Origin of the sequence: Gracilimonas halophila (genome assembly GCF_042684365.1) — a bacterium.
GTDB classification, from domain to species: Bacteria; Bacteroidota; Rhodothermia; order Balneolales; family Balneolaceae; genus Gracilimonas; species Gracilimonas halophila.
The window spans coordinates 655352-678028 of record NZ_JBHULI010000024.1 but is presented as its reverse complement, the minus strand read 5'-3'; the positions used below and the strand labels follow the sequence as shown (position 1 = coordinate 678028).

Below are 22677 nucleotides of genomic sequence, written 5' to 3'. Positions count from 1 at the left end.
AGCTTCACAGTAGTGTTATCCGGCTCAGAGATGCCATACAGGAATCAGTACCTGTACTAAATGAATGATACTGCTTTTTGTTATGTAAGATTCTTTGGTAACTGATCATCAACATTAGAAAAAGGAATATATGCCAAAGCATGAATTTGATATGATCGTGATCGGAGGTGGAGCTGCAGGACTTACCGCTTCCGGAATTGCAGCTAATTTTGGAGCTAAAACCTTAATGGTGGAGGCCGACCGTTTAGGCGGTGACTGTACATGGACGGGTTGTATTCCTTCCAAAACATTACTTAAAGCCGGAAAAGTAGCTCGTCAAATTGTGGATGCCGGCAAATATGGCCTGATAGAAGGAAAGCCTGAGATCGATTTCAAGAAAGTAATGGAACACGTGGACAACGTGCGAAGGGAAGTGTATGAAGATGCTGATCGTCCGGAGATCTTCGAGGAAATGGGGATTGAAGTAGTACACGGATTAGCTTCCTTTAAAGATCCACATACGATTGATATTGAAATGAAAAGCGGAGGTATTCGAACGGTATCTTCCAGGAAGTTTATTATTGCAACCGGAGCAAAAGCATTTGTTCCACCTATTCCGGGATTGGATGAAGTGGATTATCTGACCAATGAAAGTTTATTTGAAATTGAAAGCTTACCTGATGAACTGTTGATCATAGGCGGCGGGCCTATAGGGACGGAGATGTCGCAGGCTTTTGCAAATCTGGGCTCTAAGGTTACCGTTGTTGATATGGCTTCAACCATTATGACAAATGATGACCCCGAATTGGTTGAAATTTTGAAGTCAGAATTATTAAAGCAGGGTGTGAAGTACGAACTAAATGCTTCGATAAAAAAAATAGAGCAGGTGGAAGACCGGATTAAAGTCCATGCGGAAGTAGATGGGGCCGCGAAGATTATTGAGGGTGATGCATTGCTCATGGCAACCGGCCGGCGCGCGAACTCTTCTTCACTGAATCTGGAGGCTGCGGGAGTGCAAACCGAGAAAGGCAATATCACGGTAGATGAATCCTGCCGTACCAATCAGAAACATATTTATGCTGCCGGAGATGTAACCGGTCGCTATCAGTTCACTCATATGAGTGATCATATGGCTAAAATTGCAGCAACAAAAGCACTGCTTAGAGTAGTACCGATGAAGATCGAGAAGGACCAGGTAACCTGGGTTACTTTTACCAGTCCGGAATTGGCACATGTGGGTAAAACCGAAAGCCAACTGAAAGAAGAAGGAGTAAATTTTGAGGTTTATCGTTTTCCATACTCCAAAATTGACCGGGCGGTTTCAGAAGGGGAGGATATAGGATTGGTAAAGATCTTCGCCAAGAAGTTATCCGGGAAGATCCTGGGGGCTACCGTTGTCGGTGCCCATGCCGGAGAGTTTATCTCAGAATATGCTGTGGCAATAAAGAATGGGGTTTCGATGCGGGGAATTGCAGATACCATTCACCCTTATCCAAGCTGGGGATTGGGTGCCAGGCGTGCAGCCGACCAATGGTACATAAAGAACCAAAGTGCTTGGTCGGTCAAGCTTATTCAAACCATTTTTAGATACCGGGGTGAAATTCCGGATTACAGTGATAAGGATCGGGTGGTTTGACATGTATTTATAACCCATACGGTAGAGGCACGATGCATCGTGCCTCTACCGTATGGGTTGGTTTTATAAAAAAAAGGAAAGAGCGGGACCCTTTCCTTTTTTAATATTCTTTATGTGGATAGCCTTTACTGGCCTTGAGGCTGTGCCTGCTGCTGCATATTCTGCATCATCATTTGCTGAACACGCTGTTGCAGCTCCTGGTCTTGTTGTAAGGCCATATTGATCTCCATAAAGCGATCCATGGTCATGCCTTCTGCTTCAATAGATTCTGCCATTTCTCCTTCTACTTGCTGCTGAATTCCTTCAACTTTCTCAGAAGCGACATTAAATTTTTCCAGGTCCTCAGCACTAACATCAATTTCGTCATCAGATTGTTCGTTAAAACGTGCTTCAGCGATCACATTATAAGTTTGAACATCCAACCCTTCTTCTTCAACAATGGCAAGCATTTCCTGTTGAGATGACCTCTGAATTTCCTGTGCAACCATGGAAACTTCTGTGAATTTCTCTAATTCTTCATCTGATACTTCAATATCAGCTGCAGACTGACCCGGTTGAAACTGTTGCTGTGTTTGTTGCTCAGGTGCATTTTCTTCTGATTCCTGAGTTTCTTGGTCTGCCCCACAAGCCAACATAGTGAGTGCAAGTGCTATTGAAAAAATATATTTAAGCATTGTATTTTTATGTTTTGTGATTGTTTGTGTCATCCTAACGATTCTAAGGGAGATGTGTTCCCAATTGAGATAGTTTTTAAATGATTTAACCTCACTGGGTAGGCTTAACTATTTAGTAAACTCCCATACATCGTAGCTGTATGGGTAATTATCCGGCAATTAAATTATCTCGGAGGTCCGGACTGAATTTCCTTAAGCTTACTCATTGCACGGTCTTTGAAGTTGTTAAATTGATCCTCAGGGATATGTCCGGCAGTGAACTGATGATAAAGCCAAACGATATAGGTAGCCATTACATCCTCATAGCAGTAGTGTTCTATCAGGTCCAGCTCTTTACGCTTGTACATTGCATACACTTCGTTTCCCTCTCCGGTTTGTTTGAAAGGAATCCCGATAAGCTGTCCAAGATGTTTCAGCTTGGGCCACGAGCTTGCCCCGTAATTACTGAATTCATCTACAAGATCAATATTGTGCTTACTGTATCGGTAGCGGATGTCATAATCATTCATCCGAACAGGCATCTGTAATCCGTGTTTCATAGCTCGGTATGTGAGTACGGGAATATCAAATCCTTTACCGTTATGGTGGATCAAGCCGAAGTCTTTATAGGTTCCAATAGCATCGAAGATCTTGATCAGTCCTTCTTTCTCATTCTCTCCACTCCAGGCGATCTTTTGCTTAGGGCCACCTGTATTTTCGATCCAAAGCCCCACCCAGGAAACCATACGATGATACATAGGAGGTAGAAAACCGGAAGCATTACGTGCGAGCTCCTCACTTGCTTTTTCGAGCAATAGTTCTTCATCCGATTCCCGGTCATTTAAGACCCGGCGAATAAATTCAATATCCGGAATAGTCTCTAGATCAAAAATGAAAAACATCGTAATAGGTTTTAGGTGTTAGAAATGAGGTGGTAGGGTTTAAATGCAAGAACTTTCTAAAACCTTGCACCTAAAACCTAACACCTTTTATAATTCCCCGACAATAGACTTCTGGAACAACACTTCAATATCGGTTTTGGAATCGTAATGTGCCAATAAAAACATGAGTTTGGTGAGTGCAGCTTCCAATGTAAGGTCATTTCCGCTAATGGCTCCGTGCTTTAAAGCAGCCCTTCCTGCTGTGTACTGTGTAAGATCCACTGAATCGAAATCGGCTTGTGACACTATGGCTACGATCACACCGGCATCCCGGCACTTGTCCAAAAAAGGAAGGAGGCTTTTATCACCTTTCACGCAAAAATTACCACTTCCAAATGCCCTGAGGATGACGGCTTGGATCTTATCCAGGTTCAATCCATTCAGTAGATCAGGATTTAAATTAGGGTGAGCTGTAAGCACAAAAACTTCATCTGAGTATTTCGCCCTATTCTTAAGTTTCCCGGAACCAAATTGCTCGGAAACACGAGTTTCAATTTGGATCCCGATGTCAGCTAATGGAGAGAAATTTGGGGAGCCAAATGCGTCAAAATCCCCGATACTCATTTTGGTGGCACGATTTCCCCGATAGAGTGCATCATTGAAGCAAATTCCAACTTCTTTGAAATCCATGGTGGCAAGCTCGATGGCATTAACAAGGTTACGTCGGGCATCACTGCGAATGGTGCTCATGGGAAGCTGGCTGCCCGTAAATATGACCGGTTTCCCCAGATTCTGCAGTCCAAAGCTGAGTGCGGAAGCAGAATAGGCCATGGTATCGGTTCCATGCAGAATCACAAACCCGTCAAAGGTATCATATTTATCTTCTATACATCCTGAGAGCTTGATCCAGTGGGAGGCATTCAGGTCAGAACTGTCCTCAAAGAAAAGAGGAAGTGTGGTGATCTCAGCGATCTCACTCAGCTCAGGAATCTCATCATAAAGCACCTTTGACCATGAGTCCGGATCAAGTTCAACTCCGGCTCCTTTGGCGTTCATGGCAATGGTTCCCCCGGTTTGGATCAGCAGTATTTTTTTCATGTTGATTTATTCGTGCTTCCGATTATTTTAAATCTTCACATTCTATTCAAAGAGAATGAGTACTGTTCATTGAATTTATGGCGCGAGCAATTGGCGCGCTCAGAAGTTAAAATCTGTTTTCATTAAAACACACTTTAATATTACTGCTCATGATGTTGGTTCCGACGCAGAGCGATCGGAACAAGTTATTTAAAAACCTGAAACCCTGGTTCCTACGCTCCGCGTTGGAACCGATGAGGATGGGGAAGCAATGATATTAGTGCAAAAAGGAGTATCCTATGAAAGTTTATGATCCTACCCGTATCAGAAATGTTGTGCTGCTGGGCCATTCGGGCTCCGGAAAAACAACGTTGGCCGAAACGATGCTTTTCGAAGCCGGAGCCATTAACCGACGAGGTTCGGTTGAGGAAAAAAATACTGTGTCCGATTATCATCCCTTAGAAAAAGAGAAAGGGAAATCTATACATTCATCTTTTTTAAATCTGGATTGGCGCGGCCATAAGATAAACCTTATCGATACCCCGGGAACTTCGGATTATATAGGTGAAGTAGCAGGTGCTGTTCGGATCACCGATACAGCTATTTTTGTACTGAACAGTGAACAAGGGGTAGAGACGGCTACGAGCTCCTTATGGAAGTATGTGCAAAAGTATTCTGTGCCATCCATGTTTGTGGTGAATAAATTGGATACAGATCAGTCAGATTTCTGGAAAACAGTAGAGGAAGCCCGTGAACAATTCGGCCGGGAAGTGACGGTGGTACAATTCCCATACAGTGAAGGAGAAGATTTTCATGGGATCATCGATGTCCTCAGGATGACCATGTACGAATTCCCAGATAAAGGGGGAAAGCCGGATAAATTACCCATTCCGGATTCAATGAAACCACAGGCAGAAAAACTGCACAGGGAACTGGTGGAAACCATCGCAGAAAATGATGAAACGCTGATGGATATCTATTTTGATCAGGGTGAATTGGATGAAGAGCAGATGGAAAAAGGATTACACATCTCCTTGGTAAATGGGCAGATCTTCCCACTGTTTTGTTCAACGGCATCAAAAAATATGGGGACGGGTCGTGTTATGGGATTTCTTGATGATGTGGCTCCAAATCCATTGCAGGGGAATCCCCCAAAAACAGAAGAAGACAATGAATATGCCCTCGATCCGGATGGGAAACCGGTCATGTTTCTATTCAAGACCTATTCGGAGTCTCATGTTGGGGATTTGATCTACTTTAAAGTGTACGGCGGCAGCATTCGTCCCGGTATGGATCTGGTTAACAGCTCTAATGGTTCATCGGTTCGGCTGGGAAGTCTGTTTTTATCTGAGGGACATAAACGTATTGAGATCAATGAAATAAGAACGGGAGATATAGGGGCTGTAGTTAAATTAAAGGATGGAGAAGTGAATGATACCCTTCATGAAAAAGGCCATGATATAAAACTGCAGGGGATTGAGTTTCCTCCAACTACTATCCGGACTGCAGTGAAGCTGAAGAAAGAAGGAGATGAAGACAAACTTGGTCACGCACTCCATCAAATTCACAGGGAAGATCCCTCTGTCGTTATCGAACATAGTCAGGAATTACGTCAGGTGATCATTCACGGTCAGGGAGAAGAACATTTGGCTGTTATTGAAGATCAGCTGAAGAACAGATTTAAACTGGATGTGGAATTTGTAACGCCGAAAATTCCATATAGGGAAACCATAACTAAAGCAGTAAGAGCTCAATACAAACACAAAAAGCAATCAGGCGGGGCCGGTCAGTTTGCCGAAGTTCATCTTTTGATCGAGCCTTATGTAGAAGGAATGTCAACTCCGGACGACCTGAAAGTTCGGGATGTGCAAGAGCAGGACTTACCCTGGGGCGGAAAGCTGGTATTCCAGAATTGTATAGTGGGTGGGGTGATCGATAATCGCTTTATGCCGGCCATTTTAAAGGGAGTGATGGAGAAAATGGAAAATGGGCCGATGAGCGGATGCAGGGTAAGAGATATTCGGATTTCCGTTTATGATGGCTCCATGCATTCAGTTGATTCCAATGAAGCAGCTTTTAAAACGGCAGCTTTGATGGCTTTCAGAGATGGATTTATGAAAGCAAATCCCCAGCTCATGGAGCCGGTGTATGAAATTGAGGTGAATGTGCCGTCGAGCTATATGGGAGATGTTATGAGCGATCTCAGCAGCCGTCGTGGTCAAATTCAGGGCATGGAGGGAGAAGGTTCTATCCAAAAAATAAAAGCTCATGTTCCGCTGGAAGAACTGGACCATTATTCAACCCGTCTCAAATCGATGACTCAGGGAAGCGCCACATATACTCGTGAGTTTTCTCATTATGCGCAAGTTCCCCATGATGTTCAGGAACGAGTAGTGAAGGAGAATTTACAGGAAGCTTAATAGTGATCTATTATTCCTTACGACGGATAGATCATACAGATAACAAGATTTAACCACTGATATTCATTCAAGAGAATGCTGCAATTCTTATCTTCATGAATCATTAAATGTATTAATCAAGATATTTTTTTATACAATGAGCGCAACCGATCCAAAAGTGAAATCTAAGGTTGGAATATTAATAATGGCCCATGGTGGAGGCACTACCTGGAATTCTATGGTACAGGAAGCGGCTAAACCGCTGATGGAGAATTATCCAACGGAGTTTGCATGGGGAATGGCTAACTTCGTTTCCATTCAAAAGGCCATTCTGAAACTGGAAGCTGAAAAAGTGGATCGAATAATTGTGATCCCACTCTTTATATCTAAGCATAGCCCTATTCTAAGGCAGGCTGAGTTTTTGTTGGGTTTACGTGATGAACTTGCTGATGCGCCCATGCCGGTGATGCATTATACTAATGAGTTTGTAGAGATGTCTGGGGTTGAATTGGACGAATCTCATAAAATGCACAACATGCTGTTTCCTCCCACTCTTAACCAGGTTAAAATACATACACCTGGTCAATTTACCGATGCTCTGGATGACCATCCGATAGTGGCAGCTATTCTTAGAGACCGGATCCTGGCACTCAGTGAAGACCCTGACAGTGAAACAGTCGTGCTTGCAGCGCATGGTCCCAATGGCGAGGAAGATAACACGGAATGGGTGAAGAGTATGGAATCGCTTGCGGCTCAGATTCAGAAAGATCAAAACCAGAAGGGCTTAATGGCCTTTAGAAATATTCTATCGCTCACGGTCAGGGATGATGCTCCAAAGCCTGTTCATGATCAGGCCAAACAGCATCTCAGAGCACTGGTTCGGCAGGGGAATACCTCCGGCAATGTGATCGTAATTCCGGTATTCCTGTCACCGGGCGGAAGGGAGAAATCCATAGCAGAACGGTTGGAGGGATTGGAGTTTAAATGGAGTGGAGATACCCTTTTACCTGATGAACGACTTCGTGATTTTTTGATCGAGAGCGTCGAAGAGTTTTTATAGATCACTAAGAACTATTCAAAAAAAGCGCTGGGATATACTACTTCCCCACTAACTTCAGATAAACTCCCAGGTACCAATTCAATAGCCATACAATTTTCGGGAGGAGCTTCAAAAGGTAATTTGATCCCAAATGTATGGGCCGGTTTGTACCCAAATCTTGGATAATAATCCTGATGGCCAAGCAATACTATGGATGTAAACCCCATGTTTTTGGCTTTAAGATGTGCAGCTTCTATCAACTTTCCGCCTATACTTTTATTCTGGAATTCAGGTAATACGCTTACCGGGGCCAAAGCCAGTGAATTAAACTCCCTTTCTTTATTTCTGATCTTAATTTTGCTGAGCAGGATATGTCCGACAATTATGTCATTGAGTACAGCAATCATGGAAAGCTGAGGGACGAAAGCATCGGAATTTCGAAGGTTCTGAACGAGCCGGTGTTCATTCCCGTCACTGTATTCAGCTAAAGAAAAAGCCTGCTGAATGAGGCTTTCAACGGCTTCATAGTCAGCAGGCTTTTCTTCTCGTATGGTTAACGAAAACTTATCAGGCATACAGTATTACTGAGCCAGTTCAACTTCTTTGGTTGAGCTGAAAGGATTCCAGCTAATGGCTTTTGCTTTTTCAAGCAGAGTGTCTGCACTAACGTAAACTACCGGAATAAATATCAGGGTAACCAAAGTAGAAGCTGTAAGACCTCCGATTACAACACGAGCCAGTGAGGCCTGAATCTCAGCACCTGCACCCAATCCGAAGGAGAGGGGCAATAAGCCAAGTACCGTTGTTAAGGTGGTGATAAGGATAGGTCGCAATCTCAGTCGTCCAGCCTCAACCACCGCTTCAAATACCGGCATATTCTTTTCACGCCTCATAAGATTGATATAATCAACGAGTACAATGGCATTGTTAACTACGATACCGATAAGCATGATCATTCCCATCAGGCTTTGAATATTCAGTGTGGTTCCGGTCAATAACAATGCCGGTATCACCCCAACCATCGCTAATGGTACAGAGAACATTACAACCAGGGGATCCAGAAATCGTTCAAACTGTCCGGCCATTACCATATATATCAGAATAAGTGCCATGATGATGGACATGGAGAAATCAGCCGCCGCTTTTTGCTGTTCTTCCCATTCACCGCCAAAAACAATGTTGAAACCTGATGGAAGTGGGAAATCGGAAAGTTCAGCTTGAATGGCTTCCACAGCTTCACCCAAAGCAACTCCATTTTCAAGGTTTGCAGTAATGTTGGTTACACGTTGCCCATTGATTCGGTTGATGTCTTCCGGTCCGCGGGCACTTTCTTTTTTGATCACGGAAGAGATCGGCAGAACTCCACCTTCCGGGGTTCGGATCGAAATGTTGTCTAAATCAAGGGTTCCGAGTCGGTCTTCCGGCCGCAAGCGAACGGTAATAGGATATTCATCTCCGCCAATACGGTAAGAACCGGCGCGGCTTCCACCTATATTGGTTTGTATAACTTGTGCTACATCACGTACAGCAAGCCCGAGGTCGGCGATCTTATCACGGTCAAAGAGGATACGCTCCTCAGGAGTTCCTTCGCTTCTTCCGGATCTCACTTCCACTATGCCGGGAAGTTTTTCAACTCTAAGCTTTATCTGCTGAGCAAGTTCATAAGCTTTTTCAATATCGTAGCCACGAAGTTCAAACTGAACATCCTCACCACCGCCGCCACCAAATACTCGTCTGAGGATCCATAAACCTGAGCCGGCATTCACACGGATGTCAGCACCGGGTATCTTTCCTTCAAGATTGCTACGGATCTCATTAGCCAGGTCGGAAGTACTTTGACTTCTTTCTGACTGTGGAACCATCGCGATCTCAACTTCAGCACGTCCGTCTCTTACTTCGGTGGTGAAGTTTTTTACATTTTCCATAGGTAATGTTGCCCGAACGATCTGCTCAAGTTCTTTCAGATATAGATTCTGAACGGCAATGTTAGTTCCGTCAGCCATTTGAAGATCAATATCAATTTCATCGGCGTCGGTTTGAGGTGCGAGCTCTACCGGGATGATCGGAATCAGTAAGAAACTTCCTACAACAAGGATTCCGGTAATACTGAATACTGCCGGCTTGTGGTGTAAGGTCTTTTCAAGTAACTGAGAGTATTTAACCTCCATCTTCTGGAAGAATACCTGAAATCGGCTCTTCTTACTCTCACTGCCTTTCTTAATGGTAAGAAAGCGGCTGGAAAGCATTGGCACGAGAGTCAGAGCTACTAACAAAGAACAGATCAAGGCAAAAACTACCACAAGGGCCAATTCCTGAAAAAGAAGCCCGGATATCGTTTGCATGAAGACAACCGGCAAGAAGATAACACAGGTGGTGAGGGTAGAAGCGACAATAGCCCCTGCAACCTGTTTCGTACCGATAAGCGCACTTGTCTTTAATTCTTCTCCTTCCTCTTCACGGAGTCGAATAATATTTTCAAGTACAACCACTCCATTATCTACAATTAAACCGACCCCAAGGGCAAGTCCACCAAAGCTCATTTGGTTTAGAGTCAGGTCATTGAAGTAAAGCAGCGCAAAGGTTGCAATGATTGATATCGGTATGGCAACGGCAATTATAAAGGTGGAAGAACCATTCCTGAAAAATACATAGAGTACTAAAACGGCTAGTAAAGCCCCCCATATGGCAGCACTTTGTACGTTATCGATGGAGCTTTGTATGAATGTACTTTGGTCGGTAGTTATGAAAAGATTCAGATCGTTACGCTGACTGTTGATCCGTTCCACTTCATCATGGATCTGCTGAGCTACAGCCACGGTATTTGCTCCGGTTTGCTTACGGATACCAAATCGTACCATGGGTTGCCCATCAATGCTTACAACCCGATCCAGATCCTGATAGCCGAAAGTAACATTGGCTATATCTTTTACCCGAATTGGTTTTGAGGCGATAGTTGTAATAACAGTATTAGCGATCTGATCTATGGACTCATATTCTCCCAGGGTACGAACGTAGAGTCGCTGAATACCGGAATTTACGTTTCCACCGGGAAGGTTTGCATTTTCCCTGGCAATAGCCTGCTGAACATCAGCAGTAGACAAGCCACTTGCGATCAGGCGGTCTCGCTTTATATCTACTTTAACCTCACGGTCAATACCGCCCCAAATATCAATGGAGCCAACGCCGTTGATCTGCTCGAATCTTTTAGTGATCTCCCGGTCCAGCAAGACGGTTAATTCAGCCAGATTCATATCTGCATTTGCCCCAATAATTACGATAGGGAAATTATTTGGGTCGAATTTCCATATTCGGGGAGCATCAGCTTCAGGTGGAATAGATCGTCGTACACGATCTAAAGCTGCCCTTACATCATTAGCTGCAACATCAATGTCTACGCTTTGGGCAAATTCGAGGGTAACACGACTGCCACCTTCTTCTGAACTGGAACGAACACGCTCAACTCCGGGCACACCTGCAAGGGCGTTCTCTATAGGCTCCGTGATGATGGTTTCCATTTCCTCCGGCCCAACATTATCATAATCGGTAGCTACGGTAAGCTGTGGATACTCTATGGGAGGGAGGAGGTCAACAGGCAGAAATCGGAATCCGATTACACCCAGGGTAATGATGATCAGAAAGACCATCGATGTGGCAATAGGACGCTTAATTGAAGTTTCTGTAATGGGCATGATCGTAAATATTATAGATTTACATTAGATAAGTCGGTATCACGCTCTTGCATGATCTCATTCAACAGATCTTCTCGCTGAAGATTTTGAAGCTGATAAATACGATCCCAGCTCATCGCACGTACTCTTGCTTCTGTGCGGCCTTCCGACAACAGATCCTGGCCTACTGTTACTATCCACTGTCCGCTTTCCACACCTGAAACCCCAAGTTCCATTCTTCCTTCGGCCAATACAGTAATAGGCTTGAATTCAACTTGGGTAGGTTCTGTCATAGCACCCGGACCGCCGGAGCTGTCAGAAGTATCACTAACAGGTTCAATTTCTGAACCAAGTGAGGAAGCAATGAATACCCCTGCTTCACCGGAGGTTGGGTCTGTATAAAGTGCACTTACAGGAATAAGGGTGGCTTGTTCACTTTCTCCAAACAAAATATCTACCGGAACAAACATGCCGGGTCTTAAAAGTCTGCTGTCGTTATTTACATCAATTTCCGCTTCTGTACTACGTGTTACTTCATTCAAAAAAGGTGAAATTCGAGAAAGTTCTGCGCTCACAACTTGTTCATTTCCATTGCGATCTTCTACTAATATTCGGGCAGTTTGGCCAATCTGAATTTGATTCAGCATATTTTCTGTAAGAATGATCTCAACGGTAAGATTAGAAAGGTCTCCGATCAGGAAAAGCTGACTGTTTGTTGAAACCTGCATTCCAATTTCAGCATTACGCTGCCCAACGGTACCAGATATGGGAGCTCTGACTATCGCTTTATTTAATTCATCTCTGCGTTGGTCTACCAAGGATTCCGCCTGTTCAAGTCGTGCCTCGGCTAATTCAACATTTGCCTGTGCAGAAAGTAATTGTCCTTCAATTTGATCCACTTCAACCTGACTTGTCAGATTTTTCTCTTCTAACTGCTTCACCCGGCGATATTCATTCTCAATTTCTGTAAGTCCGGCTTTGGATTGCTTTAGTTGAGCATTTGCAATTTTATACCCTGCCTCTGCTTGCTGAAGTTGCTTTTCGAGTACGTTTGTATTCATCTGTACAAGTTTATCCCCTTTATTGACATAATCTCCATTTTGAACAAAGATCTGCTCTACAACTCCGGAAATTTCAGGGTAAAGAGCTACTTGATTTTTGGATCTGACATTTCCACTGAATCGTTCAACAAGCGGAAGGGATCCATAACGCGCTTGTACAGCCTCTACGGAAGGAACTACAAGATTTCCTTGCCTCTGGTTGGGGTCAGTTTCACTTTCCGAACAGGATCCGAGTGTGAGAACTAGTATTGCTGCAAGCATTAATTTTATAACGGACACAGGATTTCTCATTTCTTTATTTTTAGTTTGACTCTATTAACCCAAATTTTTTCTAAACTTCTCCCTTTCAATTGTTAAATACTATTAAAAGGGATTACAAATTGTGAACGGTTTTAATTCTATTATTCTGGTGAATTTAAGGCCAGTTTGGGTCATATCATTGGATAAGTCATCAGTCTTAATTTCTGATTCCGGATGTTTATTATGTTAAGCATTGATAAATGAAGGTTTGTTCTTCTGACTTAGCCTTTTTTTATCCACCTTCTCTCTGTATAGATCCTCTACATACCTGAGTGTATCCACATCATCCGGGGAGAGATCCCAGCGTATAGCTTTAAATCTGGGAAATCTAAGTGTGAAATTGGCTTTGGTTCTTTTATTGACCTGGATATCATCAAATTCGAGTTCGATCACAATTTCCGGCAAAAGCCCTAATGTCGGCCCATACTTTTCAACAGTGATCTCTTTGATCTTTGTATTGAGCTTTTTCAGTTCCTCATCCGTATAGCCTCCGTAAGCTTTCCCGATCGGGATAAATTCCTCTTCGTAGCGTTCATCATCACGGACAGAAATTCCCAGAGTGAAATCGGAATAGGTGCCACCGCGTTTACCGCTTCCTGCATGGGCATACATCATGATGGTATCGATAGAACCTCCCGGCTTTTTGACCTTCAGCCATGATTTTCTTCGCTGGCCATATTCATAGGTAGAATCTTTGTGTTTAAGCATCAACCCCTCATTTCCGTGAGCAAGTGCCAATTCGAAAAGTTCATCAATTTGATCTTTATCATAAACGGGCTTCTGGGTGGTAACCGGGAAGTTGAATGCCGATGACAATTCAGAAAGTAACTCTCGGCGTTCAGTTAATGTTCTTTCGAAAACAGGCTGACCATCATAAAAAAGAATGTCATACGAAATAAGCAGGGTGGGATACTTCTCCAATACTTTTTTTGAAGGCTTTTTGAGTCCCATTCGTTTTTGTAAAAGCTGGAAAGGCTGAATGGTATCCTCTTTGAATACGCAGATCTCTCCATCCAGTACAACCTCCGAAAGTTCCCTTTCAGTGAAATAATTCACGATCTCAGGAAAGGAGTGTGTGATATCGTTAAGGTCACGAGAGAAGATCTTTACGTTATTCCCTGAAACATGAATCTGACACCGCATCCCGTCAAACTTTTCTTCAGCGAGGTATTCAGTGTAATCCTCAACGGCACGACTTTCAATAGGAGAGGCCAGCATAAAAGACAGCGGATGAAAAAGCTTAAAACTGGCTTCATCCAGCCGGTCTTGCCTGGCTAAGATCGCGGTTCTGCCGATACTTCCGGTGATCATGTGCACATATCGTACATCTTTGACCTTTTGTTCAAAAGCTTTTGCGATGGCTGAAATAATACTCTTGGTCTCAAAACCGATCCGCAGCGAACCGCGCCCCATGATCCTCAGGAAATACTTTACCTCGAGAGGAGTCAATTGCGACCATGCTTCTTTCAGGATCACTTGCTTGTCTTTTCGGGAAGAAACTTCATAAAGCCTGTCATAGATCACTTCAACATCTTTGAGAGAAAATTCAGCGGATCTCCATTTCTTCTGTGCTTCGGGAATATTGGTAAACAATTTTTCTATGGTTTCAGAAGAGCTTCCCACCGCCGTTTTGCTGGGTTTGAAGACTTTCTCATAATCGATCTCACAGATCTCGGCCGCCAAGGTTGAATAGGTTCGGCTGCCCACTGAAGCCCGCTTTCCTGAGATATCTGAAAAAGCCCCTTCTCCCATAAACTGCGCTGCCATATGAAGGTCTTCCTTATTGGAAATAGATCTAAAATACTCCGCACAGATCCTGATCTTGGCATTGCTTCCGCGGGTTTCGTTTATGCGCTGAGCCGTTGTTGCTAGTTTTAGGAAGGTATTTGGAGCTTGTGTACTCATCAGTGTTTGTAGAATTTTAAATGCTAAATTTTAAATGTTAAATGTGCAATTGAGGTTGTTATAAAAAACGAGTCGTTAAAAAAATCTGGATTTTCCATAAGCTTGTTTATTGGTTGACCTAATATTTAACACTTAAAATTGAACATTAGTCATTCGGTCCCGCCGCCATATCTAAAAACTGAGAAGGAATTCCACGCTCATCCAGGTAATGCTTTACCACATTCGGATTGGGAGTATGCGTGATGTAGGTGATCTTGGGCTGAAGTTTTTCGCAAAGATCGATCAGCTCGAAAAAATCCAGGTGATCGGAAAGGGGGATGAGTTTATCTACGGTAAGCTGACTTCGGCGTGCTTCCATAGCCGCCCAGCCCGAACAATAGGCAATGCGCTTTTTCTTCACATTCGATGCAAAGCCGTTGTTGAGGGCAGAACCCGGGCAGATCAGGATCTTGCCTTCGCAGGTGTCCCGGTCGTAGCTCTCATAATTTCCGAGAGGGAATCCGTGTTCCTCATAAACCTCACAAAGTTTATATCCCGCTCCGTGAATCTGAATGGGATGGACCAGGTCTTTCAATAAAAACATGATCTCCTGTGCTTTTCCGAGGTTGTACGCTAAGAAGACCGGAGTGTATTCATTGTTCAGTGCTTCTTGGACAAAGCCAGTGACCTCAGCCTTCAGCTCCTCATACGATTTCCATTTGTACACGGGCAGACTGAAGGTCGCCTCCGTAATAAAGGTATCAATGGATTTATCGGGAAGTTCAAATCCCTCCGTGGCGGGAGAGGGCGGGGTGCGGTAATCACCGGTGTAAAGGAGGTTGCCGAAGTCGCTTTCCACGAAAGTCATAGCCGAGCCGAGAATGTGTCCGGCAGGGTAAAAAGTGATCCGGGCGTTTTCGGTTTCCAATGTCTTCTGAAACGGAAGCTCCTGAACCTCATATTTAACACCCCGCAATTTCATAAAAGAGGAAGTGGGAGGAGTGGCATATACCGTTCCTCTGTTTTTCCAGGGAATGTGATCGGCATGGCCATGAGAGACAAACACATGCTCTGCCTTGGAGCCGCTGTAATCAAGGCCAATGCTCAGCTGCGGCAGCAATATTCCATGATTTCCGGCTTTGGTGATCTTGAGCATGTGGTTATTTCTTTTTCCGATTCGTCGTCATCCTGAGTGCGTATCATTCAGAAAGATTGAAGGTGTCTGACACGAGGGATCTCAAACTTTGAACTATTCATCAGGTAAGAATTTGAGATCCTTCGCTATTAACATCCAGCACTATAATGCTACTTACCGCTCAGGATGACGACTTCGCGGAGTTGTTTATTTACTTCAATCACTAAACTAAGAAGAGAGGGTGACAGTTCGTGGCAGGTATATTTAGGATTAATTCTTATTTCAAATTAAACCAAAATCAGATATGAAGATGCTGTACTCTTGATTCAGGATATATTACCTCATCTAAATATCATCAATACCCAATGCGTATTGCTCTTGTTTTCTAAAATTCTTAGATAGGTAAAAATCCAAACAACAATAGAACCTATGAAGCGAACGATCTCTGTTGCACTTTTCATCGCCGGCGTACTCCTTCTTTATTTTGGATATCAGGAATATAACTCGTTTGGCTCAGAGCTTGATCAGGCCTTTGGCGGAGCGGGTTCTACCAATGCCATTATAATGCTTGTGGTTGGTGCTGTAGCCGCAATATTGGGTGGAGCTGGGCTGGTAAAGAAAAAATAGTTATTAACTCTTCAACATTGAATATTCAAAGTTCAATTTTGAATATTCAATGTTACCTGCCTCACTCAATAACCATCGCTTCTTCCTGGGATTCCAGTTCTTTGGGGATCGAGTCTGTGATAACCGTTGCAAAAGCATCGATCAGGTTTTGTTTGAGGAATTCACGGCTGTACACCAGACGGATCTTGCGGGAAGGGATGGGGTCTTCGAATTCCTTCACAATGCCGTTCGTGCAGCTGTTGTCCTGTTCGTTCATGGCTAGGTAGGGCATTAGGGTGACGCCGAAATCCTGCTCCACAAGTCGCTTCAGGGTTTCAAGGTTTCCGCTTTCAAAAATGATGGGTGCTTTGTTTCGCTTCTCGTTGTTCTTCTTGCACAGCTTCATGGTTTGATCCCGGAAGCAGTGTCCTTCATTCAGCAGCCACAGATCTTCTTTATACAGATCGTCAATGCAGATCTTGTCTTTCTTAGCTAACTCATGGTTGCTGCTCACATATGCCAGAAACGGCTCAAGGTATAGGTCGCGCTCGTACATATGCTGCTCGGTTGGTGTGGCGATAATGCCAACGTCAAAATAATCTTCATTCAATCCTTTCAGCACTTCAGCCGTGAGGGCTTCTTCAAAGATCAGCTCTACTTCCGGATATTTTTCAATAAAAGGCTTCAGAAAAAGCGGCACTAAGTATGGAGCAATTGTAGGGATAATTCCTACCCGGAAGGTTCCCCTCAGTGTTTCACCCTGAACAGCCACCATATCTTCAATATGTTTGGCTCCGCTCAGTATCAACTTGGCCTGTTCGATGATCTCCTCTCCCATAGCAGTAGGAACCACCGGCGACTTCGACCGGTCAAAAATGAGCACGCCGAGTTCATCCTCCAGCTTCTGTATCTGCATACTGAGTGTAGGCTGGGTGATATAGATCTTCTGAGCTGCGGTGGCAAAGTGTCGATGTTTGTCGACGGCAACGATGTAGGAAAGTTGAGTTAAGGTCATGGATGTAAGATAGTTGAACGAAACGCTGCGGAATCATTTTTTATAGTTGACGATAATGGTAAAATAGAGCTTTAAAAACAAAAAGGCAGAATATTGAAGAAGCATATTTTTATAACAGGACGAGTTCAGGGTGTGGGTTTCCGCCATTTCACCCGAAAGAACGCCGAAGCACTTGGGGTAACCGGTTGGGTAAAAAACTTATCGGATGGGAGAGTGGAAGCTGTTTTTCAGGGAGATGAGGAGCAGATCGAAGAACTTGTCGAACGATGCAAAAAAGGCCCTGTAGCAAGCTATGTGCAGAGTATTGAGGTTAGTAAAGAATCGGACGATGAGGACTTTGAGGATTTCTCAGTGGAGTTATGATAAGTGAAAAGGCAAAGGTGAAAAGTGAAAGGGTAGATTAATGAAACCTTTCACTTTTGCCTTTTGCCTTTTTACTTCTTCCAAAATGTGGATAAATAGTTAACAAATAGCTTCGAATAGAAAGCTTAGGAATAGTATATTCAAACTTTGAAGTTCTACTCCAACGAAGGGATTACATGTACCTGATTTTTGATACAGAAACCACCGGGTTACCTCAAGATTTTTCGGCCCCGATCACCGATCTAGACAACTGGCCGCGCCTGGTACAGCTTGCATGGCAGCTCCATGACCATACCGGTAAGCTCATTAACAGTGGGAACTATATTGTGAAACCGGAAGGGTTTACCATTCCTTTCAACTCGGAGAAAATTCATGGGATCTCAACCGAGCGTGCTCAGGAAGAAGGGGTAGAGCTGGATTTCGTGCTGAAAGAATTTTCAAAGGATATCAATAACGCTCATTTCCTCATCGGGCATAATGTCAGTTTTGATGAGAAAGTTATGGGAGCGGAGTATCTTCGAAAGAAGATCTCGTCTGCCATTCTTGATAAACCCAAGATCGATACCAAGCTCGACGGAACGGATGTTGCCAAGATCGAAGGAGGTCGTGGAGGAAATTATAAATGGCCTTCTTTAGGTGAGTTACATCACGCCCTTTTTGATCAGGGTTTTGAAGATGCCCACGATGCCGCAGCGGATGTGGAAGCAACAGCCCGTATTTTCCTGGAGATGGTTCGTACCGGTGCTACCAAGATCAACTTCCCGATGGATGCCAAATTGTATGAATCGGCACAGAGCTACATGAAGAGGGAAGAGTATATTGATCTCGTTTCTCCGTCCCGTTTCAAAACAAAGCAGTCGGAAGAGAAACTAGCGGCTCAAAAAAAAAGTGGAAACGAAGAAGAGACAACTGGTAGCGAGCTAATAGAGCAGGTTACCTTTACGCACCTCCATAATCATTCGAAGTTTTCGGTCCTTCAGGCTACTGCAGGTATCAAAGAACTGGTTAAAAAGGCCAAAGATGAAGGGATGAGCGCGGTCGGACTTACTGATCTGGGGAATATGTACGGGGCGTTTTCATTTGCAGCCACGGCTCATGCCGAAGGGATCAAGCCCATTATTGGCTGTGAGTTTTATGTGGTGGAGGATCGCACCATAAAGAAATTCACCAGGGATAATAAAGATCGGCGCTATCAGATCCCGATGTTTGCCAAGAATCAGAATGGGTATAAGAATCTATCCAAGCTAAGTTCCATAGGTTTTACGGAAGGCTACTATTATAAATATCCCCGAATTGATAAGGAAGTGATCGCTAAATATTCCGAAGATGTGATCTGCCTGAGCGGAGGGGTTCGGGGTTGGCTTGCAGATCTTATTCTGAATAAAGGACAGGAGTTTGCCGAAGAGGAACTGCAGTGGTGGATGGAAACCTTTGGCGATGATTTCTATCTGGAAGTGTTGAATCACGGGTTGGAAGAGGAGAAGCGCGTGAATGACGTTTTCAAATCCTTTTCAGAGAAATACGGGGTGAAACTGGTAGCCACGAACAATGTGTTTTATCTGGATGAGGAAGATGCCAAAGCCCACGATGCCCTGATCTGTATAGACGACGGCGAATTGATGAGCACTCCCAAGGGTAAGGGCCGCGATTACCGGTATGGCTTCCCGAACAATGAGTTCTACTTCAAATCGCAGGATGCGATGAAGGACCTCTTTCCGGATATGCCGGAGGCTATTGTAAGTACGCAGGAGATCGTCGAGAAAATAGAGCCCATCAAACTGGAACGTGAGATACAGCTTCCCCGATTTGAGCTTCCTGAAGGATTTGAGACAGAGGATGAGTATCTGAAACACCTGACGTATGAAGGAGCGAAGCCCCGCTACAAAGAAATTGATGAAGAGGTTACTGAGCGGATAGAACTGGAGCTTGGGATCATCAGGGAAATGGGTTTTGCGGGATATTTCCTCATCGTTCAGGATTTCATTGCAGCGGCCCGGGATATGGGCGTTTATGTGGGGCCGGGACGTGGTTCAGCGGCCGGCTCCGTAGTTGCTTATTGTACGGGGATCACCAATATAGATCCTCTGAAGTATGATCTGCTTTTTGAGCGGTTTCTGAATCCCGAGCGAGTGTCGATGCCCGATATTGATATTGATTTTGATGACGACGGCCGGCAGCGCGTGATCGAGTATGTGGTGAATAAATATGGTGTTGATCAGGTAGCGCATATCATCACTTTTGGTTCTATGGCTGCCCGTTCTTCCGTTCGTGACGTGGCGCGTGTGCTCGACCTTCCACTTTCCGATGCCGACCGAATTGCTAAACTTGTCCCGGAACGCCCAGGAACAACGCTGGATGATGCCTTCTCAGAAGTAAAGGAATTAAGGGATATCAGAGATGGGGAAGGCCTGGAAGCGGAGACACTCAGGATGGCACATGTGCTGGAAGGTTCAGTACGGAATACCGGTATTCACGCCGCCGGGGTGATCATTGCTCCTGATAAACTTACGGAGTATATCCCGGTAAGTACCGCCAAGGATGCGGATCTTTATGTGACCCAATTCGATGGTAATGTGATCGAGAATGCGGGGATGCTGAAGATGGATTTCCTGGGATTGAAAACCTTATCTATTCTGAAAACGGCCATCAGCTATGTAAAAGAGAACTTTGGCAAGGAATATAACCTGGATGATATTCCCCTGGATGACGACAAGACCTATAAACTCTATCAGCAGGGCGGTACGCTGGGTACGTTTCAGTTTGAGAGTGAAGGGATGCGCAAGCATCTCAAGAACCTGAAACCCACGGATATCAATGACCTTATCGCCATGAACGCCCTGTACCGTCCGGGTCCGATGCAGTTCATTCCGGATTATATTGAGCGTAAACACGGTCGCGAGAAAGTGGAGTACGACCATGAAGATCTGATCGAGATCCTGGAGCCGACCTACGGTATTATGATCTACCAGGAGCAGATCATGAAAGTGGCACAGCGAATGGGTGGCTACTCACTCGGTGAAGCGGATGTACTTCGACGTATCATGGGTAAGAAAAAGCCTGAGCTTCTCCCACCGGAAGAAGAGAAATTTGTGAAACAGGCGGTCGAGAAAGGGTACGATGAGAAAACGGCCAAGGAAGTCTTCGACAAGATGGCGTTGTTTGCCGGTTATGGATTTAATAAATCTCACTCGGCAGCTTATTCCGTAGTGGCCTATCACACCATGTATTTTAAAGCCAACTACCCGGCTGAATATATGGCTGCAGTGATGACCCACAACATGAGCGACATCAAGAAGGTGGCGTCATTCATTGAGGAATGTCAAAGGATGGGAATAGCCGTTGATCCGCCAAATATCAACACTGCCCGTGGAAAATTCCGAGCCAAAGACGGGCGGGTTCAATACGGAATGTCTGCGATAAAAGGGGTGGGATCGTCCGCTATTCAGCATATTGTGGAAGAGCGCGAAGAGAATGGAGATTTTACTTCCATCTTTGATTTTGCCACTCGTGTGGATCTCCGGGTATGCAATCGAAAAACACTGGAAAGCCTTACTATTGCCGGCGCATTTGATACGCTGAATGATAACAGGGCTCAGCTTCATGAATCGCTGGAGGATATCCTTTCCTATGCTGTTCGCAAGCAGGAGGAGATCAGGCTGAACCAAGGTAATTTATTCGGTGGAGACAGTGGCGGCCCGGGTTCTCAGGAGCCAAAACTGCGGGAAGTTCCTCGCTGGACACAGATCGAGCGACTCAACAAAGAAAGGGAGCTAATCGGATTTTATTTGAGCGGACATCCGTTAAGCCGGTTTAAAGAAGAGATCCGGTTGTTCGGGAAACAGAATTTAAGCGATGATGTATTTGGCAGAATGTCGGACCGTAATAATATTAAGTTCATTGCGATCATCACGGGCATTAAAAGAGTGACAGATAAAAAAGGCCGGCCGTTTGCGTTCCTTCAGGTTGAGGATCTGAATAACTCCACGGAAGTGATCGCGTTCAGCAAAACCTATGATCAGTATATGGGGCTGCTTCAAACCGATAATGTGCTTTTTATTGACGGTGTGGTAGATACGAGAGGCGGGCAACCCAAAGTGATCGCCAATAATTTTGAGCGGGTGGAAAATCTGCGTGAGAAGTTTCAGGAGCAGTTGAATCTGAAGATCGACTTGAAGACCTCTGAACTGGATAAGAATGATCTCAAACAGGTAGAAACCTTATTTTCCCTCAATAAAGGGACTACAACTGTTCGTTTTTGCATCCACAGTCAGGAAGCCAACGCTCCGATCAGAATGAATGTGCGAAATTTTGTAGTGGAGCCTAATGATGAACTGTTACGGGGGCTGCGAGAGGTTTTAGGGGAAGAGTCAGTGCAGCTTGTCCATGGGAATTAATAGCGCCACCTTACCGTATCACTGCATACTATAACCCCTATAACTCAAAAGAATATGTAATGTTGAATGAAATTTTCCGATATTTGTTCAAGATTAAAGAAATATCCAATAAATCTAACTGACAAGCATTATGGGAAAACCAATTGAATTTACTGACAGCAACTTTGACACTGAAGTACTTAAATCTGACAAACCGGTCTTAGTTGACTTTTGGGCAGAATGGTGTGGCCCTTGCCGAATGATCGGGCCGATCGTTGAAGAATTAGCCGGTGAATATGAAGGCAAAGCCAAGATCGGAAAAGTTGATGTGGACAGTAACCCCGAGGTTTCTGTGAAATATGGCATTCGCAGTATTCCTTCACTTCTTATTTTTAAAGATGGTGAAGTGGTAGATCAGATCGTGGGTGCCGTTCCTAAATCTCAGCTTACAAAACAATTGGAAGCACAAGTAGCCTGACAGCGACTTTCTCGAGACTTTTAAAAGCGATGCAGTTAACTGCATCGCTTTTTTTATGCAATTTTTTACAAGCCTTTTCAAGACTGAGAATGGTTAGTCCGCGTTTGTGGTTATCTTGTATAATTATTCA

The 22677-nt window shown here is 44.3% G+C and carries 16 protein-coding genes; 7 read left to right on the top strand and 9 right to left on the bottom strand.

The features are described 5' to 3' along the window. Positions 1 to 130: 130 nt before the first annotated feature. Positions 131 to 1615, top strand: coding sequence for a dihydrolipoyl dehydrogenase family protein (locus ACFSVN_RS09415; RefSeq protein ID WP_390301510.1), 1485 nt, complete (start codon positions 131 to 133; stop codon positions 1613 to 1615). Between the two features lie 125 nt (positions 1616 to 1740). Here ACFSVN_RS09415 and ACFSVN_RS09410 read toward each other — a convergent pair whose 3' ends face one another. The 3 genes from ACFSVN_RS09410 to ACFSVN_RS09400 form a co-directional block, all read right to left on the bottom strand. Beyond that, a complete protein-coding gene (locus ACFSVN_RS09410) occupies positions 1741 to 2289 on the bottom strand; it encodes a DUF4168 domain-containing protein (RefSeq protein WP_390301507.1) in 549 nt (182 codons plus the stop codon). A gap of 164 nt (positions 2290 to 2453) precedes the next feature. Then, a complete protein-coding gene (locus ACFSVN_RS09405; RefSeq protein ID WP_390301504.1) occupies positions 2454 to 3170 on the bottom strand; it encodes a ribonuclease H-like domain-containing protein in 717 nt (238 codons plus the stop codon). Positions 3171 to 3257: 87 nt separating this feature from the next. Next, on the bottom strand, positions 3258 to 4247 hold the full coding sequence (locus ACFSVN_RS09400) for an asparaginase (protein ID WP_390301498.1): 990 nt from the start codon (positions 4245 to 4247) through the stop codon (positions 3258 to 3260). Positions 4248 to 4525: 278 nt separating this feature from the next. Here ACFSVN_RS09400 and ACFSVN_RS09395 point away from each other — a divergent pair, with 278 nt between their 5' ends. Then, positions 4526 to 6646, top strand: a complete 2121-nt coding sequence (locus ACFSVN_RS09395; RefSeq protein ID WP_390301495.1) for an elongation factor G — start codon at positions 4526 to 4528, stop codon at positions 6644 to 6646. Positions 6647 to 6782: 136 nt separating this feature from the next. Then, positions 6783 to 7685, top strand: coding sequence for a sirohydrochlorin chelatase (locus tag ACFSVN_RS09390; protein WP_390301492.1), 903 nt, complete (start codon positions 6783 to 6785; stop codon positions 7683 to 7685). Positions 7686 to 7696: 11 nt separating this feature from the next. Here ACFSVN_RS09390 and ACFSVN_RS09385 read toward each other — a convergent pair whose 3' ends face one another. The 5 genes from ACFSVN_RS09385 to ACFSVN_RS09365 form a co-directional block, all read right to left on the bottom strand. Further along, a complete protein-coding gene (locus ACFSVN_RS09385; RefSeq protein ID WP_390301488.1) occupies positions 7697 to 8239 on the bottom strand; it encodes a GNAT family N-acetyltransferase in 543 nt (180 codons plus the stop codon). A gap of 6 nt (positions 8240 to 8245) precedes the next feature. Next, positions 8246 to 11353: an efflux RND transporter permease subunit gene (locus ACFSVN_RS09380; RefSeq protein WP_390301485.1), complete on the bottom strand. Its 3108-nt coding sequence runs from the start codon at positions 11351 to 11353 to the stop codon at positions 8246 to 8248. An 11-nt stretch (positions 11354 to 11364) separates the two neighbouring features. Next, positions 11365 to 12684 (bottom strand): efflux RND transporter periplasmic adaptor subunit, encoded by a 1320-nt coding sequence (locus ACFSVN_RS09375; protein ID WP_390301482.1) that lies wholly within the window; start codon positions 12682 to 12684, stop codon positions 11365 to 11367. Between the two features lie 195 nt (positions 12685 to 12879). After that, positions 12880 to 14598, bottom strand: coding sequence for an ATP-dependent DNA ligase (locus ACFSVN_RS09370; protein WP_390301479.1), 1719 nt, complete (start codon positions 14596 to 14598; stop codon positions 12880 to 12882). Between the two features lie 145 nt (positions 14599 to 14743). Next, a complete protein-coding gene (locus tag ACFSVN_RS09365; protein ID WP_390301476.1) occupies positions 14744 to 15733 on the bottom strand; it encodes a hypothetical protein in 990 nt (329 codons plus the stop codon). A gap of 408 nt (positions 15734 to 16141) precedes the next feature. Between ACFSVN_RS09365 and ACFSVN_RS09360 the strand changes: the two genes are divergently transcribed. Beyond that, entirely contained in the window at positions 16142 to 16339 is a 198-nt protein-coding gene (locus ACFSVN_RS09360) for a DUF3185 family protein (protein WP_390301473.1), read from the top strand. Between the two features lie 61 nt (positions 16340 to 16400). On the opposite strand, the gene ACFSVN_RS09355 is transcribed toward ACFSVN_RS09360, so the two are convergent. Beyond that, positions 16401 to 17333 (bottom strand): LysR substrate-binding domain-containing protein, encoded by a 933-nt coding sequence (locus tag ACFSVN_RS09355; RefSeq protein ID WP_390301470.1) that lies wholly within the window; start codon positions 17331 to 17333, stop codon positions 16401 to 16403. 93 nt (positions 17334 to 17426) lie between these two features. Between ACFSVN_RS09355 and ACFSVN_RS09350 the strand changes: the two genes are divergently transcribed. The 3 genes from ACFSVN_RS09350 (at position 17427) to trxA (ending at position 22547) form a co-directional block, all read left to right on the top strand. Next, positions 17427 to 17696 carry an acylphosphatase gene (locus tag ACFSVN_RS09350; protein ID WP_390301467.1) on the top strand — a complete coding sequence of 90 codons (270 nt, stop codon included), beginning with the start codon at positions 17427 to 17429 and terminating at the stop codon, positions 17694 to 17696. Positions 17697 to 17872: 176 nt separating this feature from the next. Beyond that, positions 17873 to 22090, top strand: a complete 4218-nt coding sequence (gene dnaE, locus ACFSVN_RS09345) for a DNA polymerase III subunit alpha (RefSeq protein WP_390301464.1) — start codon at positions 17873 to 17875, stop codon at positions 22088 to 22090. Between the two features lie 130 nt (positions 22091 to 22220). Next, positions 22221 to 22547 (top strand): thioredoxin, encoded by a 327-nt coding sequence (trxA, locus tag ACFSVN_RS09340; RefSeq protein WP_390301461.1) that lies wholly within the window; start codon positions 22221 to 22223, stop codon positions 22545 to 22547. The last annotated feature ends 130 nt before the right edge of the window (positions 22548 to 22677 follow it).